We start from the raw sequence: 15,089 nt of genomic DNA on the forward strand, positions 1-15,089 counted from the left end.
CTCCGATCCTCAGCTAACGCACATGTTCGTGCCGTTATTTTAAGAATTGAAGCCATTTATGTTCTGGTTCGTGCAATTGTATAGCATACTGAAGCCATTTTTTCCTCTGGTTATCTAAATTGTCCAATATCGTCATAAAGTCTTGATGGTCTTTTTCCCTTGTGTTTTTCACTTTATATAACAATACAATTTCTGGATTTAAATAAGGAATGCCTGTATCAGAATAACTCCAAACTGACTTAAGTGGATGAGAAATCGTTAAATCCCTTCTGAATTTCCAATCATAAAACTTTGTTTCATTTAGAAGAACTTCTAATTTATCTCCATTTGACTTATTCAAAGCGTGTATTTCGTGAATAGGTAACTCTAAAAACTCATTTTCCCAAGTATAGAATTTTCCTTTAATAACCTTTTTAAAATCCCAATCTTTAAGATATTCCTTCAAATATAATTGGTCTTTTCGAAATAGTGCAATCTCTATATCTTGATGTTGTCTTGTTTCTCTACCGATAAAAAGATCAATTGCCCAACCACCTGCAAAGAACCACGTTTTATTAAATCCTGACAGTAAAGAAGTAATGCTATGACATTGCTCAAATGACATATGAATCCCCCAGACAAAAACACTAATATCCTTATCCATTCTTTTTTCTATTTTGAATACCCTCTCTACTGAAACATTTTCCTACTAAACTGCCCCTTTAGCTGCATAAGAAAAAGCCTCCCATTATATACCGAAAGTATGTAAAAATTATCCTTTATATCATTACTCTTAATGAACCATACTGCCCCGTTCGTTCAAGGAATACTACAACATTGGCTCCTCCTTGTTACTGAGTTTATATAGAAATGGCATCAAAACAAACACTAAAACATAAGAAACTAATTCTGAAGCTAAGATATAACTCTTAGGTACACCAAATGATACTAACGGTATCCAAATCAAAAATGGAGTAAATACAACTAAACTTAATCGGTTTCTTGATTTTTTTGAAACGTATTGGAATCCCTCACATAAGGAACATTTTAACCTACTTTTAAACGTGAATATCTTTACAAAAGTTTCTCTCCATCTCCACTTATAACCACAATTCTGACAGGTTGGCATATTAAACTACCTCCTTTTTTATACATATCTCCCCCCTAATTTTAACATAAAATTACATTTACTCATTCAACTAATCTGCCCCTTTTGTGCATTAGAAAAAGGCTGCGTCAGCAACTATCGAGTTATTTATAGCCAATTTAAAATCCACACTTCTTCCTTTACCCAGGAGAGGACATTGAGCCGAACATATACGAGTAACTGGTTGGTTCGGTTCAGGCTCTTCTGCAAGAAATAAGTGTCTCCTTTGTTTCCAAAAACCGCCTTATCATCAAGTCCAGGCAATACCTTTTCTTGTCCATGGCTATCATATATAAAACCTTTTGACTCATATCATTTAATATATTCTGATTCAAATACAGGGCATGTTAAGTGTTTTTATTGAATTGCTTCAATTTCAAGAACCTAATAAGAAAGGTTACTAAGACCTTTCCAAAAATAATAAAAATAAAAGTTAAATTTTACCACAACAAACTGTTTGCGGCATGTATAATGATAGATAGAAAGCTCACCATGGTTTTGCAGTCAAACTGTTGAATAAAAAGGAGTGGCAATGTTGGAAAGGAAAAAAATCTTCTATTGGATCATCCCGATGCTATTAATTGTCTTTTTAGGAAATGCTGTGCACGCTACAGAACAACAAGAAACATCTAAAGTGAAACAATCTTCCGCATTAAAGGAGCAATTCTACCTAGAAGATGTAGTAAAAATTTACGTACCATCCACATATAATGTTGACCAACCAATTGATAATACTCCATATGTTAACAAGTCGTTAGAAGAATTCTCAAGAATGTTTGGAGGAGCAACAGCGATCGATGGGACAGGATCGTGGTTATCTGATGATAATCAATTGGTCAAGGAGAAAGTAACGATTGTATATAGCTATGCAGAAGATTTGGATAAGAAAAAAATTAATCAAGTAGTTGCCTATGCCAAGTCTCTAAAGGAAGAGATGAAACAATCAACAGTGTCTCTTGAAGTGAATGGGAAGATGTATTTTATTGAATAACTGATGTAAAGAAGCCAAGAGATTTTATATCTCATGGCTTTTTAGTCTTTAAGAATAAGAGTTTATTGGCGAAATGAAAGTGCCAATAGGGTAAGCCCGATAGTTCCATAAGAAAAAGCTGCCTTAGTGACAGCCCTGATTATCAGCTAACGCACCTGTTAGTTGAAGAAGAACAAATCTAATTTCTCTATCCGCTTATGAAAAGTATTATTCCTCATCATCTCCAAAGTCAATCATCACTCCAACAACCTGTTTAGAAAAGTTATATTTTAATTTCACCTCATACATTCCGTCCCCATAACCAGACATTGAAACCGCACCACTTGGAACAACTCCCCCTTGTGCATCTGAAGCAACAACATCACAACATGCAACATAATATTTTAATCCAACTTCATCTATCTCTATGTCATGGACATTTTTCACTTCATATTGGATAGCTTCATCTCTACCGAATATTGCAAGGTCAAAGATTCCAGCTTGTGCCGAGTCAACCCCTATCGATTTATCGCAATCATGCCATTTTCCACTTGGTTTTTTTTCTCCATAAAATACGAGTAAACTTTCAACAACTTCTTCAGGTGTGTAAGATATGGATGCTGTCCATCTCCCATTTTTCACATTTGAAAGTATGATTTGCAAGTCTTCTTCATCCACCTGATAACATGGGTCAGTAACAATTAATTTTCCACTTGCTACTGTAAAAGTACCAACCGTTTTAGGCTTATTAGTATTCACTTTCGGCACATACCATTCAATAAATTGACTTAAGGTTGATGCTTTACAATCGCTTATTCCAGTTTTATCATTCCAAAGAAAGATTAGTTCCTGCATATATCTTTTTCTAATACGATAGCATAGTTTATCACCATTGATATTTTCACCAATACAAATCATATCACTTGGTACATTTTTTGGTCTGTTCTCTAGATTTTGTTTTACAATATCAATCGTTAATGCTGATTGTTCATTAGTTTGAATAGGGAACAAAGTCCAATTACCAAATTTCGCTCCATTCGTTTCTAAAAAGAGTTCTTTGTATTCCTCTGGAAAAATAGCACCAAGTGCTTTTTCTGTTTTTTTCAATTCAAGTAATGACACTCCAGTCACTTTCGAACTTGGATTAATCATGTTTATTACTTTCTTCATTTCTTCCTCCACAATACTTTCGGATTATTATGACATACTACATTACAAATTAACTAGGAGTGTTTTCGATATTTATGATTAAAAATCCTCTATAATTCAAAAAATCCAAATCATTTCTTCTTTAATTAACCTGCCCCGTTAGTGACATAAGGATTTTTAAACAAGATTATTATTTTTTAATGACTTTATTGTAAATTAAACAACTTTATTATCTCTGTACAGTAGCGTCAGGAAAGTGGGGATTTTTAACGTTAAGGAAGTTTCAATATTAAAAAACCTAATTTCTCAGTATTAAATGAGAGATTAGGTTTTTTCATTAATAGAAAAAGACTTATAAGTATTTATCACTAATCACTTTCATATGGTGTAACTCGTGCCCGACAATGCCATATGCAAAGGTACCTATCGAAACTGCGCTGTTCATTACAGTTCCATTACGATCCCACGCTTCATCATCAATGGTTGAAATAAGACTTAACGTGTTGGAGCGTACCGTGTCTAAACCCGCTAGTAGCTGCTCCCAGGATAATTTGTTGAAGTTTGCCGCAGAAACGTATTGATCCTGATCCATTGCTGGGAGTGGCGCACTTTCATTTCGTGCAATGGCAAGCATTCGATACGACATCACACGTTCCACGTCGGCCAGATGCCCAATCACTTCTTTTAAAGTCCATTTCCCTGGTGCGTACGCCTTACTTGCTGACTCCTCTGATATGCTGCTCAAGAAGGTAATGGTCTTAGTTCGTTGCTTACTAAGTATTTCTTCAATATCTCCATCTGGCACAAGACTAACATACCTATCATACTCTGGATTTTCAATAGATAATGGTCGTGGACGCACAAGAATCCTCCTCATCGGAATAGTTAATTATGGTTCTAGGCTAATATTCGACTGTCAAGAAGATATTTCCTTTATTTGATATTTAATTTCATTACCGTACAATAATTCACAATCTTACTTTTTTAGATAAAAACTATTAATAAAGTTTATATTATTTTAAATATGTAAAAAAGCTTACTCAAAGAGTAAGCTTAACCTCTATAAACACTATCACATGTACCAGGTTTTGGTTCATAAAAACAATGGTCTTTAAATTGACCAGTATGAGGTTGATCATACCATGTTGGAGGACATGGCGCATAGGGATTGAAATACCAAAGGGCATATCTAGCCGGATGCTGTCTCCAGTGCTTCAAATTCTGTTCTGCTAATCTTCTTTCAATACCTCTCGCTCTTTGATAAAATACATTCCCTTTTTGAACAGCTTCAAAAGAATAATTTCCTCCTTGTACTTGATAAATGACTTGTGGAATGGTTCTTAAACCTTTAAAGTCTAAACAATTAGCTACAAGACGATTCACAATTACATTTCCAACAAATAACATTCCTAATTGTCCTTCACCTTCGGCTTCTGCTCTCATCATCCTTGCCATTAAGTCAACGTCTGAACTTCGGTAATTTGCTCTTGCCATTTTTCCACCCCAAAAACATTGTATGAAAAATAGCCTACAGTCATGTCATTATTTATGAAATATAAATGCTTAGTTATAATAACTTACAGCTTTTAAGTAAAATGAAAACTATTACATTCTTTTTTCCCTTTATTCTACTAACCTGCCCCTTTAGTTCAATAAGAAAAGCGTCACTTCCTTCTAGAAGTAACGCCACCCTTTAATTCAAGAATATTACATCGTCTATATAGTCAAGAATCGGTATAAAGTCAGGTATTAAGTCAACTGGACTGGATGCATAAGCTACTACACAAGCAACAAATAACTTTGCATACCAGGGTACTCTATTATCGATTTTACCTTTATTTTAAATTTTGAACGTCAGATAAAACACCGTCTAACTCATTTACAGCTTTTGTAAGTGTTGGCAAATCAAGCGGTGAAGACGTTGCACCAGCTTCTATCGTGTGAAGGGGAGTTTCGACCTTGCCATATAAATCAGGGCTTTTATCTTTCACCTCGTCTTCAAATGTTTGCCAAGATTCCTCAAGCTTCGCTCCACTTTCTTTTACTTTTGTAGCATCCTTGGCTTTTAGTTGTGCATTTAAGTCAGCAATCGTTTGTTTCATATCCTTCGCACCATCACTAATGGAAACAGATTTTGGAGAGGACTGTTCTATTTTCTTGGTTTCATCTGCTGACTTTTCATTTTTGTTTCCACAAGCAGTTAAGCTTAATGCAGCTACTACGAGGATAGGGACTAGTAATTTACGAGATTTCAATTTTGTTACCTCCAGTATGTACTTTTATTTTACTATCTTTTCTTTTATTTAAAAATGCTGTAATAACAGCGATAACAAGTAAGATCACCTGAGGGATAAAACTTTCCCAGGTTGAATATATACCGAAAAAGTCAATGCTAGGGATGGGTGCTTGAGTCGCGGGTAATAACCCGGCAAGCTGCAACCCATGAATCCCCATGCCAGCAAACTTAATGCATAGGTAGAACATCAAAATGCTTGATACGAGAAAGAATGGACGCATTGGAATTTTCAAACCTACCTTGAGTATGAGGTATGAAACAATTACAAGGATGAGCAGTCCAATGGCAATCCCTAGTAAAAGCGATGCTAACTTAATGGAAGCAGCCATCCCAATAAAAAATAGGACAGTCTCTGTTCCTTCACGGAAAACAGCCAGGAACGAAAGAATGGCTAGGGAGAACAAGCTACCGGTATCAAGTGCTTTTGTACTTTGTGTCCGAATATATCGTTGCCATTCAGCAAGACTAGATTTACTGTGAAGCCAATAACTCATATATAGAAGCATCACTGCTGCAAATATCCCTGTCCATCCGGATATCAAGAAATTGTTACTTCCAAATGTACCTGTAGAAAATAATAGGTTTACAATTACGCCAAGTACAAGGCTTACTCCAAGTCCGGCTCCTACTCCGTACCAGATCCATTTACTTTTCGCTTCATGGCCAGCTTTTCTCAAAAATCCAAGCAAAGCCACAACTACAAGCAATGCTTCCAACCCTTCACGAAGAAGAATGGTGGTGGCATCCAGCATTGTATAGCCTGTCTTTGCTACCAGTGGAGAGAGGTAATCACGCATACCTTCAATCGTTTTCTTTGCACTTTGAACATCCGCGGGATTAGAGGATAACATGGCGTAACTATCAACCATATCCCTTTCCGCATTACCATATATCTTTGAGGATTGCGTAAGGACAATTCCTTCGACATTCAACCATGATTTTCTGAACTTCTCTATGTCCCCCCTTGCTCCTTCAATATCATTATCATTAATCTTCGAAAGAGACTGATTTAGCAGTGTCACAAGTTCTGCTACATTTCCAGTGTTACCTGAATTTTCACCACTTTTAGATGAAGAAGTATACTTACCTTCTATAAACTTTTGGTTGGTCTCTTTTAATCTAATAAGTGCATTTTTTAATTTCTCATGATCCACAGGCTGCTGAGCAAAAGCGAACTGAGCTTGACCCATGGTATCTTCAATATCATGATAAGCCAGCTGAGATTGGTTTTTCACTCCATCTTCAATTGAAATCCAAGTAGATGTAAAGGTTTTGTATTGCCTAAAAGCTGCCTTTGTGTCGCCCTTATCCACAGATTGGATAGTTTCTACAACTATCTCATTTGCCTTTTTCATGTCATCGGATGCATTAGCTGCAAAGCTGTTTATTGGTAAAATGACAAAAGCTGTGAGTAAAATTAAAAAAGTCGTAACTAACTTGCTTTTCATAAAGGCCTCCTTTGGAATGAAAAGTATCTTTTTATGCAAAAAAATTTTGTAATCCGTAATGAAAATAAATATCCATTATATCTATAGAAAATAAACGTTCTTTAATTAATGGATGTCAATAAATATTTTGATATGAAGGAGTTTACTAATACAAGTGTTAAAAACCCCTAACGAATATAAAAAAGAGTATTTAAAAATATGGCCTTTTCTCGGTATTCAATCGGGGTAAGGCTGTTAAATTTTTCTTGGAAGCGATCTTATTTGATGGTGATTCTCATGTTTACCATGTGTCCAATTAATCATTAAAAGAGACCCAGTTTTTATTTTCATTTGCCTCACTCAAAAGCGAGCTGGGACGAAGTATTTTAATTCCAAAATATCGGTCTAAACTTAAAATCAATGCATCTTTCCTAAAGAACAATAATCCGAACGCAGATGTATAGAGAGTTAAGCTAAGCAAATTCATATTACCGGAAAGGATGAAATTAATTTGCATAAATAAGCAGATAAAAATAGCAGGTAATGTCATAAAGCCAACTATTAAGCATATGCCCATGATTATTTGGGTAATGGGTATTGTGTAATTTAAAAACGGCACATGATTTAAAGCTGCCCCATCAATAAAGTTCTTATAAAATTCGGGTACATTTGGCTTATCCAATGATTTTGTCAAATATTCAGTTAGGAACACTGTGGGTTGTTCGTACCATGATGCTTCACCTGTTTTACCTGTAATTTTGGTTAATCCCGCTAAAAACCACCCTAATCCAAATAATACTCTCATGAGTACTACTAGAGATTTAAATATCATATTATCAATTGAATTTTTCATATCGTCACCTCTTAATAAATTAACTTTTTTGTGTCAGCTTTGAATCAAATTTATAAAATCCCCATTAATAATTGGACAATTCTTTAGATTCTTCATACTTGAATTTCCATTTGAATGTCATAGGTTCATAGAAACCTTTAACATCTTCAATGTGACGAGCTAAATCAGGTGCACTGATCTCATAAGTCAATTCATAATTTCCTGATTGCGGAATATAAACATTTGAAGCATAATGCGGATCGCCTGCCACCATTTGATATAGTTGCCCTTCTTCTATCACTTTATTTGAATCTAGATGATGTATTTTATACTTAATTGATAGATAAGGAATCCATTCACCTTCATGGAATCCAAAAGTATTATCCCCCGTTGCATGAATGTCTGCTTCTAAATGAATGTTACCTTCTTTTCCACCATGTTCAACCGGTGCCACTTCAACTGAATGAGGCATATAAACTGCATTAATCTCCATTCCGTTTTTATTTACCTGACCAATTGTTACATCTTCTCCAGCTTCTTCATGTTGTTCATGTTTTATACTTTTTCCCTTTTGTTCAGAAGCCTTATCTTTTTGATCGGTACAAGCAACAGATAAGGCAAGAATAACGATTGATACCAAAATTAATAATAAATTTCTCATAAGCTATACCTCCATTTATGATCTAAAGTGTGTTATAAATGATTTCATTCTTAAAATTTAATTCTTTCAATTATTTTATTTTTTCAACATGATTTTATTTTTCTATCTATAGATGTAATCCTTCTAACTCTTAGTGTTACATCATTAATTCCTCCATAGGATAGAAAGTTGAAATAATAATGATAATCATTATCAGTAATTTGGTCGATGTTCGTATGCTACAAAAAAAAAATTAAAAATACTTTAAAACAAAATTAAAAAAAATTAATTTTTCACTACGAGTTCTAAAATCCTCCCTTATGATAGTTTTTTTCCTTAATTAAATTAGGTTTTAAATTTTCTCGTTCTAGTCAAATAATCATAAAGATAGTTAGTTTTTATAGAGGGCTAGTATGCTAAGACTAGGTTATTAATCATTCTATTAAAAGATTATTTATCAGTTTTTGTAGTAAATTCCACAGGAAATAGAAATGGTACCAGAGTATGTTTTCTTATTAGCTTTTAAATGGAAATTATTGTTCGATTGACCAGCTCAGAGTGTTAATCTAAGATATTGTTATAAATAATCTGATAATGATTATCATTATCTAATTGAAGTGAGTGAATTTGTTGGGGGAAATGGGATGCGGTTATTATTGGTGGAAGATGAGACAAAAGTAGCGCGCTTTATATCGCAAGGGCTAAAAGAATACCATTATGTTGTAGATGTGGCGAGTGATGGTGAAATGGCTTCCGAGCTGGCTTATGCAGAAGATTATGATCTTATTATTGTTGACCTTATGATTCCAAAAAAAAATGGAATGCGGCTAATTAAGGAACTAAGGTTGAATGGAAGAAATGTTCCTATTCTTATTCTCAGTGCCAAAGATTCAGTAGTAGATAAAGTAGAGGGACTTGATTTCGGGGCGGATGATTATATGACAAAGCCTTTTGCTTTTACGGAGTTATTAGCACGTATACGGAGTCTGTTAAGGCGAAATCAAGAGAAGTCATCACCTCTTTTGCAAGTCGCTGATTTGACGTTGAATCCTTCTACGAGAGAAGTGATTCGAGATGGACTCCATATATTCCTTTCCAATAAGGAATATGCGATTTTGGAATTTTTGATGAGAAATGCAGGTAAGACTTTGTCTCGAACCTTGATTTTAGAGCGTGTGTGGTTAGATGCTTATAACATAGGAACAAACGTGGTTGATGTTTATATTAATCACCTAAGGAATAAAGTCGACAAAAATTTTAATGTAAAACTCATCCAAACGATTTATAGTGTAGGTTATATGATCAAAGGAGAAAAATAAACCATCATGAACTTTTTTAAAAGTATCGGATGGAGAATTACGATTTGGCATTCAATTATGTTTATGTTCATTTTATTCCTATTTAGCGCATTCTTATATTTTACATTTACTGATATGTTAACCAAAAAAGTTGATTCGATGCTGGCCAGAGAGCTCAGTTTAATTACATATTGTTTGGGGAAAAAAGATACGTTTTCTGAAATCGAACAGCACATTAACGGATCGCCAAGTTTTGAGATGGTTAACGAAGAAGAAATATATTGGCAAATTGAAGACGAACAAGGACAAATCATTGCGGGATCTCATAACTTGCACGGCAAACGAATCAAACGTTCAGATGTGTTGGAGAAGAAGGATGAGAATGTTTTGATCTGGAATACAGAGTTGAATGGTACACCTCTTCGCGCCATGTCAGCACCAATGAGTTCTAAGGGAATATTAAACTTTCAAATTACAGTTGCAACATACAGCAGAATATTGGAATTATCAATTTTGAATTTAAAAAGCATTCTTTTATTTTTTATTTTCGGGTTTGTGGGGATCTCACTGGTCATGGGACGGCTGATATCGAAAAAAACGTTACATCCGATTCATCAAATAATCAATACTACCAATCAAATTACCGCATCAAATTTACATGAACGGTTGCCTATTGAAGGGCCAGAAGATGAATTGCAGAGTTTATCTAAAACTGTTAATCATATGATTAACAGATTAGAAACCTCTTTCACTCAAATCCAGCAGTTTACTTCCGATGTTTCTCATGAACTTCGTACTTCCTTAACGATTATGCGAGGGGAATTAGATGTTGCTTTTATTAGAAATAGATCGGAAGAGGAATATAAACGTATCCTACATACTGTCTTGGAAGAAATCATCTATTTATCTGATATGGTAGAAAAATTCTTATATTTATCAAGAAATACCTCCAATTCAAATCAGATTGAGCAAAAAACAGTCGACGGAATGTTGTTGTTCCAATATGTAAGGAATCATTTATCATCTTTGATTATGAAAAAACAGATTGAAATGCATATTCAAATACCTGATCCATTCATTTTATACGGGGATGAAGATCTCTTGCGAAGATTATTTATTAACTTGATAGAAAATGCGCTTAAGTACACCCCAGAAGGGGGTAAGGTAGAAATCAAAGCGTTCAGTAAAGAAAAATTCATTTATATTGAAGTACATGATCATGGGATCGGGATTCCAGATGATCACTTGCCTTTTATTTTTCAGCGATTTTATCGTGTGGACGATTCCCGATCAAGAAGTCAAGGAGGAACAGGTTTAGGATTGTCTTTATGTAAATGGATAGTAGAAGCTCACAAAGGGACGATTGAGGTTTTTAGCAAGCCTGATGAAGGAACTAGAGTGATTGTAAAATTGCACGCTAATTAATGGTATACAGACGGCTCCCACTATCCAAGATTGTCTTCCAATTTCGAAACAAGTGTTCCAGGATTGTTTTTTCACTTCACATTAGGGTTCCTCCTAAGGTTTTGAGTTAGAGTGGTGTCTTACTCATATCTTACTGAGGAGCCCTATTTTTTTTCAAAGCTGAAAAATAACGAACTACAGGAATGCTAACCTGCCCCGTTAGTTCCATAAAGAAAAAGCTGCCATAAGACAGCTCCGTTCTTCAGCTAAAGCACCTGTTCGTTTAAGTACAATTATTCACAAATTTTAATACTCATTTGTTTAAAATTAATAAAGATACTTCTTCAACAATTTTTTTTTGTGATAAATTGGTTTTCTCCACGACCAATAGCTCTGCTGCATCATATAGAATTCTTGAATATAACAAAATATTAAATTCTTTTATATCATTGGATTCATTCAACTGGAAACATAATTGTAAATGAATTTTTAACGCGTCAAGCATTTTCATTCTTAATAATGGAAATAGATTCTGATAACTATACGGACAGCTATCCTTCACTTGCTGTAGGTATTCAAAAACAGCTTCGAATAAGTTCTCTACTTTTTTTTTATCCCACGTGTATATGTCTTTTGTATGCTTATTAAGCTTTTCGGTTGCTGAATCCTTTGTCATTTCATCAAATAATTGAAATTTATCTTCAAAATGAGCATAGAATGTCGCTCGATTTATATTTGCTTGTTCTGTAATATCCTTTATCGTTATCTTTTCAATTTTTTTATGCTTTAAAAGCTCAATAAATTCCTCCACAATAGCTTGTCTCGTTGATGTTTTCCGGATATTTTGTACTTTCACTTTATTTCTCCTTATCACAACAAACTGCTCTTTTTGTTGGTTGTTACATCATATTCGCTGCTTTACAATTACATTAAAACAACAGATGTTGGTTTAATTTTAAGGAATAAGGTGGTTATAATCAATGAAAACAATTGCTATTATCGGTGCAGGTCCCGGTTTAGGTTTATCAATCGCTAAGAGATTTGGTTCAGAACAATTTAACGTGGCCCTTATCGCTCGTAACAAAGAAAAGTTATCAGCCATGGTTGAAGAATTAAAAAGCTTAAATATTGAGTCTAAATATTATTTAGCAGACTTACTAAATTTAGAACAATTAAAAAAGGCTTTAGACGATGCAAAAGCAGATTTTAATAATATTGATGTACTTGAATTTAGTCCATATCCTGGACCTAAATCGTTTATTCCCACATTAGATGTAACTGCAGAAAATATGACAGAACAAATTAATTATTTCTTATTACCAGCCATTGAAGCCGTTCAAAGCGTATTACCAGGAATGCAAAAAAAAGGTGCAGGCGCGATTCTTTTCACAACGGGTATTTCCGCAATGCATCCAATTCCTCAACTTGGTAACGCAGGCATTGTTATGGCTGGACTACGTAATTACGCCACAAACTTGCACAACATCCTAAAAGAACAGAGCATTTATGTTGGACATTTATCTATTGGTACGTTAATCGAAAAAGGTACAGAGGGTGACCCGGATCTAATTGCAGATAGATGGTATAACCAATACGCTACTCAACCATACTTTGAAGCAGTTTACCCACCAAAAAACTAACCTTATCCTTTAGCAGGATGATCATAAGCATTTAATTCATTTTTAAAAATAGATTCATTTATTTGGGACCAAAATTTTTGGTCCCAATTTTTCACTTATTAACTCACCTGACACTTTTGAAATAGGCTAACCCATCTTTCCCTTATTGAGCTAACCTGCCCCGTTAGTTTATTAAGAACAAAATAAAAAGCAACCTTGGTTCCTTAAAAATACTTTCTATATTAATCTTTTTTTGAACTCAATCTTTCTAACTTTTCTTTATCAATGATAAAATACTTCCTTCCTTTTTTTTCTAATAACCCGTCTTCAAGGAATTGGTTAAGTGTGTATAATAAATGTCGATAGCTTACCCCCACGTATTCTGCTGTTTCGGTATGCTTCTCTTGAAAGCATCCATCGTTTTCTATTTGAAGTATATATTTGGCCAATCGATTTTTGAATTCATAATCCTGCATAGCTGTGTAATGGTCCGTTCTTTTAAGTAATTTATCACCTAAATATTTTGATAAATTACGGAGAAAAAGATTGTCATTTAACAGATGCTCTTTCGATGAAGCCAATGGAACCGCTAAACAAGTGCAGTCATTTATAGCCACAACATCTTTTAAATTCTTTTCCACCTCAATCAAGGATAATTCACCAATAAAATCATCTTTCTTTAGAAACTGAATCAGCGCACGTTTTCCATTTTCGTGTACTATATATATTTTTGCCCGCCCATCCAATAATAAAAATAAGTACTGAATATCTTCATCAAAGCGCACTATATATTCATTAGAAGAAAACTTACAAATAAAAGCCTGATGTAAAACTGCTTTCGGAAAGGTTTCTTGAATATCATTATATATATCCACAAAATTTTCAGCGTAATCCTTCAAATTGATTTTTTCCATTTTACCACCTCAATATGAGATATCTCCTATTATTTTATTCTTCCTTTCGATATATTACTACCAAGAGGTGGATAGGAATGAACAAATACAAACATATTATTTTTGACTTAGATGATACGATACTTGATTTTCAAGATTCAGAAGAAAAGGCTTTAAAACAAATTATTACGCAATACGAGTTACCCTATAACAAACAAACCATTGCATGTTATAAGCGCATTAATGATGGATTATGGCATCAATTAGAGGAAGGCTTGATTTCTCGTGAAGAAGTGCTGACAACGCGTTTTTCACTTTTTTTGAAGGAATTTCATCTAGATGAAAACGGAGCAAAAGTTGAAGCCATGTACCGTGAGCATTTAAACCAAGGACATAAGACCATAACCCATGCACATGAATTATTAAATGCTTTAAGTAAGCAAGATTATAAATTATATATTGGAACAAACGGTGTAGGAAAAACTCAAAGAAAAAGATTAGGAGGGGCCAAGCTACAAGGATATTTTGAACAACTTTTTATCTCCGAAGAAATTGGTTATGAAAAACCGAATCCCCATTTCTTTTACTATATTTTTGATGCCCTGGATACAAGCCGTAAAGAAGAATTTTTAATGATAGGTGATCGTTTAACATCGGATATTCAAGGAGCTATCAATGTCGGAATTGATTGTGTATGGTTTAATCCTAAGAGAAGCATGCCTGAATCATGTTCACCTAAGAGCACATATACGATACCAAATTTAATGCAAATAATGGACTTATTAGAGAAATAATCATGAAAAAAGTAATTCAATTCATTCTACTCTATATAGTAAGTGCTATTGGCATTAGTCTTACATTAAAAGCTGATGTTGGTGTCAGTAGTTTTAATGCGATGAATTTATCCATATCTGAATGGACTTCCATCAAAGTTGGCACAATTACATTCATTGCAAATCTCATTTTTCTATTCGGTTATATCTGCCTATGCGAAAAAAAGGATCTTAGGAAATTCACTATGATGTTCATTTCCATCTTGTTCTTTGGAATGGTTATTAATTTTTTCCTCTATACTATTTTCGGTACGATTCACGTAGAGAATTATTTAATAAGAATCGGACTATTTATTTTCGGTGCGATACTAGCCGGTGGAACAACAGGCATTATTTTATCATTAGATGTTATTCCTTTTCCTATTGAAAGTTTATGTTTACGAATAGCTGAATTAACAAAACGCCCTTTCTCTCAATACAGATATTGCGTCGATTTATTCTCCATTATTCTATCAATAACGATATCACTACTATACAATTTACCAATCCATATTCGTGAAGGAACGATTATCAGCTTCTTCTTATTGTCCGGCATTATTTCTTATACACGATTGAAATTTAAAAACTATCAGCAGAAACCAAAAACTCATTAAAAAGCATAA

At 34.1% G+C, this 15,089-nt stretch carries 17 protein-coding genes and 1 pseudogene; 6 read left to right on the forward strand and 12 right to left on the reverse strand.

Annotation, left to right across the window (positions count from 1 at the left end; genetic code table 11):
• Positions 1-34: 34 nt before the first annotated feature.
• Both ACQKNS_RS22600 and ACQKNS_RS22605 read right to left on the reverse strand, forming a co-directional pair.
• A complete protein-coding gene (locus tag ACQKNS_RS22600; RefSeq protein ID WP_427645508.1) occupies positions 35-604 on the reverse strand; it encodes a nucleotidyltransferase domain-containing protein in 570 nt (189 codons plus the stop codon).
• A gap of 204 nt (positions 605-808) precedes the next feature.
• Positions 809-1,108, reverse strand: coding sequence for a TIGR04104 family putative zinc finger protein (locus ACQKNS_RS22605; RefSeq protein WP_427645509.1), 300 nt, complete (start codon positions 1,106-1,108; stop codon positions 809-811).
• Positions 1,109-1,658: 550 nt separating this feature from the next.
• Between ACQKNS_RS22605 and ACQKNS_RS22610 the strand changes: the two genes are divergently transcribed.
• Entirely contained in the window at positions 1,659-2,117 is a 459-nt protein-coding gene (locus ACQKNS_RS22610) for a DUF3574 domain-containing protein (RefSeq protein WP_427645510.1), read from the forward strand.
• 207 nt (positions 2,118-2,324) lie between these two features.
• Here the strand turns inward: ACQKNS_RS22610 and ACQKNS_RS22615 are convergent, their stop codons facing one another.
• From ACQKNS_RS22615 to ACQKNS_RS22650, 8 genes and pseudogenes are all read right to left on the reverse strand, one after another.
• Positions 2,325-3,266, reverse strand: coding sequence for an SMI1/KNR4 family protein (locus tag ACQKNS_RS22615; RefSeq protein WP_427645511.1), 942 nt, complete (start codon positions 3,264-3,266; stop codon positions 2,325-2,327).
• Positions 3,267-3,597: 331 nt separating this feature from the next.
• On the reverse strand, positions 3,598-4,107 hold the full coding sequence (locus tag ACQKNS_RS22620) for a DinB family protein (protein WP_427645513.1): 510 nt from the start codon (positions 4,105-4,107) through the stop codon (positions 3,598-3,600).
• A 191-nt stretch (positions 4,108-4,298) separates the two neighbouring features.
• Positions 4,299-4,739, reverse strand: coding sequence for a cell wall hydrolase (locus ACQKNS_RS22625; protein WP_402843968.1), 441 nt, complete (start codon positions 4,737-4,739; stop codon positions 4,299-4,301).
• Positions 4,740-4,944: 205 nt separating this feature from the next.
• Positions 4,945-5,073: pseudogene (locus ACQKNS_RS22630) on the reverse strand (YkvA family protein); the annotation flags it as partial.
• Positions 5,074-5,080: 7 nt separating this feature from the next.
• Positions 5,081-5,500 carry a hypothetical protein gene (locus ACQKNS_RS22635; protein WP_427645514.1) on the reverse strand — a complete coding sequence of 140 codons (420 nt, stop codon included), beginning with the start codon at positions 5,498-5,500 and terminating at the stop codon, positions 5,081-5,083.
• A complete protein-coding gene (locus ACQKNS_RS22640) occupies positions 5,487-6,989 on the reverse strand; it encodes an FTR1 family iron permease (RefSeq protein WP_427645515.1) in 1,503 nt (500 codons plus the stop codon). The genes ACQKNS_RS22635 and ACQKNS_RS22640 overlap by 14 nt, the downstream gene beginning before the upstream one ends.
• 295 nt (positions 6,990-7,284) lie before the next feature.
• A complete protein-coding gene (locus ACQKNS_RS22645) occupies positions 7,285-7,821 on the reverse strand; it encodes a hypothetical protein (RefSeq protein ID WP_427645516.1) in 537 nt (178 codons plus the stop codon).
• A gap of 64 nt (positions 7,822-7,885) precedes the next feature.
• On the reverse strand, positions 7,886-8,461 hold the full coding sequence (locus tag ACQKNS_RS22650; protein WP_427645517.1) for an iron transporter: 576 nt from the start codon (positions 8,459-8,461) through the stop codon (positions 7,886-7,888).
• Between the two features lie 623 nt (positions 8,462-9,084).
• Between ACQKNS_RS22650 and ACQKNS_RS22655 the strand changes: the two genes are divergently transcribed.
• The gene (locus ACQKNS_RS22655; protein ID WP_076370405.1) at positions 9,085-9,759 is read left to right on the forward strand and encodes a response regulator transcription factor; all 675 of its coding nucleotides are present in this window, start codon (positions 9,085-9,087) and stop codon (positions 9,757-9,759) included.
• Between the two features lie 6 nt (positions 9,760-9,765).
• Positions 9,766-11,163 (forward strand): ATP-binding protein, encoded by a 1,398-nt coding sequence (locus tag ACQKNS_RS22660; RefSeq protein ID WP_427645518.1) that lies wholly within the window; start codon positions 9,766-9,768, stop codon positions 11,161-11,163.
• A gap of 292 nt (positions 11,164-11,455) precedes the next feature.
• Here ACQKNS_RS22660 and ACQKNS_RS22665 read toward each other — a convergent pair whose 3' ends face one another.
• Positions 11,456-11,998 carry a TetR/AcrR family transcriptional regulator gene (locus tag ACQKNS_RS22665; RefSeq protein WP_427645519.1) on the reverse strand — a complete coding sequence of 181 codons (543 nt, stop codon included), beginning with the start codon at positions 11,996-11,998 and terminating at the stop codon, positions 11,456-11,458.
• Between the two features lie 124 nt (positions 11,999-12,122).
• Here ACQKNS_RS22665 and ACQKNS_RS22670 point away from each other — a divergent pair, with 124 nt between their 5' ends.
• Positions 12,123-12,782: an SDR family NAD(P)-dependent oxidoreductase gene (locus tag ACQKNS_RS22670; RefSeq protein ID WP_427645520.1), complete on the forward strand. Its 660-nt coding sequence runs from the start codon at positions 12,123-12,125 to the stop codon at positions 12,780-12,782.
• A 221-nt stretch (positions 12,783-13,003) separates the two neighbouring features.
• On the opposite strand, the gene yeiL is transcribed toward ACQKNS_RS22670, so the two are convergent.
• Positions 13,004-13,675 (reverse strand): transcriptional regulator YeiL, encoded by a 672-nt coding sequence (gene yeiL, locus ACQKNS_RS22675; RefSeq protein WP_427645521.1) that lies wholly within the window; start codon positions 13,673-13,675, stop codon positions 13,004-13,006.
• Positions 13,676-13,752: 77 nt separating this feature from the next.
• Here yeiL and ACQKNS_RS22680 point away from each other — a divergent pair, with 77 nt between their 5' ends.
• On the forward strand, positions 13,753-14,448 hold the full coding sequence (locus ACQKNS_RS22680) for a YjjG family noncanonical pyrimidine nucleotidase (protein ID WP_427645522.1): 696 nt from the start codon (positions 13,753-13,755) through the stop codon (positions 14,446-14,448).
• Between the two features lie 2 nt (positions 14,449-14,450).
• Positions 14,451-15,080: a YczE/YyaS/YitT family protein gene (locus ACQKNS_RS22685; RefSeq protein WP_427645523.1), complete on the forward strand. Its 630-nt coding sequence runs from the start codon at positions 14,451-14,453 to the stop codon at positions 15,078-15,080.
• The last annotated feature ends 9 nt before the right edge of the window (positions 15,081-15,089 follow it).

This window comes from Peribacillus sp. NPDC094092 (assembly GCF_050279365.1).
GTDB lineage: Bacteria > Bacillota > Bacilli > Bacillales > DSM-1321 > Peribacillus.

Bases quoted from the DNA above. Each gene is read 5' to 3' on its own strand.
- yeiL (WP_427645521.1), bottom strand. From the start codon at position 13,675: ATGGAAAAAATCAATTTGAAGGATTACGCTGAAAATTTTGTGGATATA.
- ACQKNS_RS22605 (WP_427645509.1), bottom strand. From the start codon at position 1,108: ATGCCAACCTGTCAGAATTGTGGTTATAAGTGGAGATGGAGAGAAACT.
- ACQKNS_RS22655 (WP_076370405.1), top strand. From the start codon at position 9,085: ATGCGGTTATTATTGGTGGAAGATGAGACAAAAGTAGCGCGCTTTATA.
- ACQKNS_RS22670 (WP_427645520.1), top strand. From the start codon at position 12,123: ATGAAAACAATTGCTATTATCGGTGCAGGTCCCGGTTTAGGTTTATCA.
- ACQKNS_RS22645 (WP_427645516.1), bottom strand. From the start codon at position 7,821: ATGAAAAATTCAATTGATAATATGATATTTAAATCTCTAGTAGTACTC.
- ACQKNS_RS22640 (WP_427645515.1), bottom strand. From the start codon at position 6,989: ATGAAAAGCAAGTTAGTTACGACTTTTTTAATTTTACTCACAGCTTTT.
- ACQKNS_RS22685 (WP_427645523.1), top strand. From the start codon at position 14,451: ATGAAAAAAGTAATTCAATTCATTCTACTCTATATAGTAAGTGCTATT.
- ACQKNS_RS22660 (WP_427645518.1), top strand. From the start codon at position 9,766: ATGAACTTTTTTAAAAGTATCGGATGGAGAATTACGATTTGGCATTCA.
- ACQKNS_RS22650 (WP_427645517.1), bottom strand. From the start codon at position 8,461: ATGAGAAATTTATTATTAATTTTGGTATCAATCGTTATTCTTGCCTTA.
- ACQKNS_RS22600 (WP_427645508.1), bottom strand. From the start codon at position 604: ATGTCATTTGAGCAATGTCATAGCATTACTTCTTTACTGTCAGGATTT.
- ACQKNS_RS22615 (WP_427645511.1), bottom strand. From the start codon at position 3,266: ATGAAGAAAGTAATAAACATGATTAATCCAAGTTCGAAAGTGACTGGA.
- ACQKNS_RS22680 (WP_427645522.1), top strand. From the start codon at position 13,753: ATGAACAAATACAAACATATTATTTTTGACTTAGATGATACGATACTT.
- ACQKNS_RS22610 (WP_427645510.1), top strand. From the start codon at position 1,659: ATGTTGGAAAGGAAAAAAATCTTCTATTGGATCATCCCGATGCTATTA.
- ACQKNS_RS22625 (WP_402843968.1), bottom strand. From the start codon at position 4,739: ATGGCAAGAGCAAATTACCGAAGTTCAGACGTTGACTTAATGGCAAGG.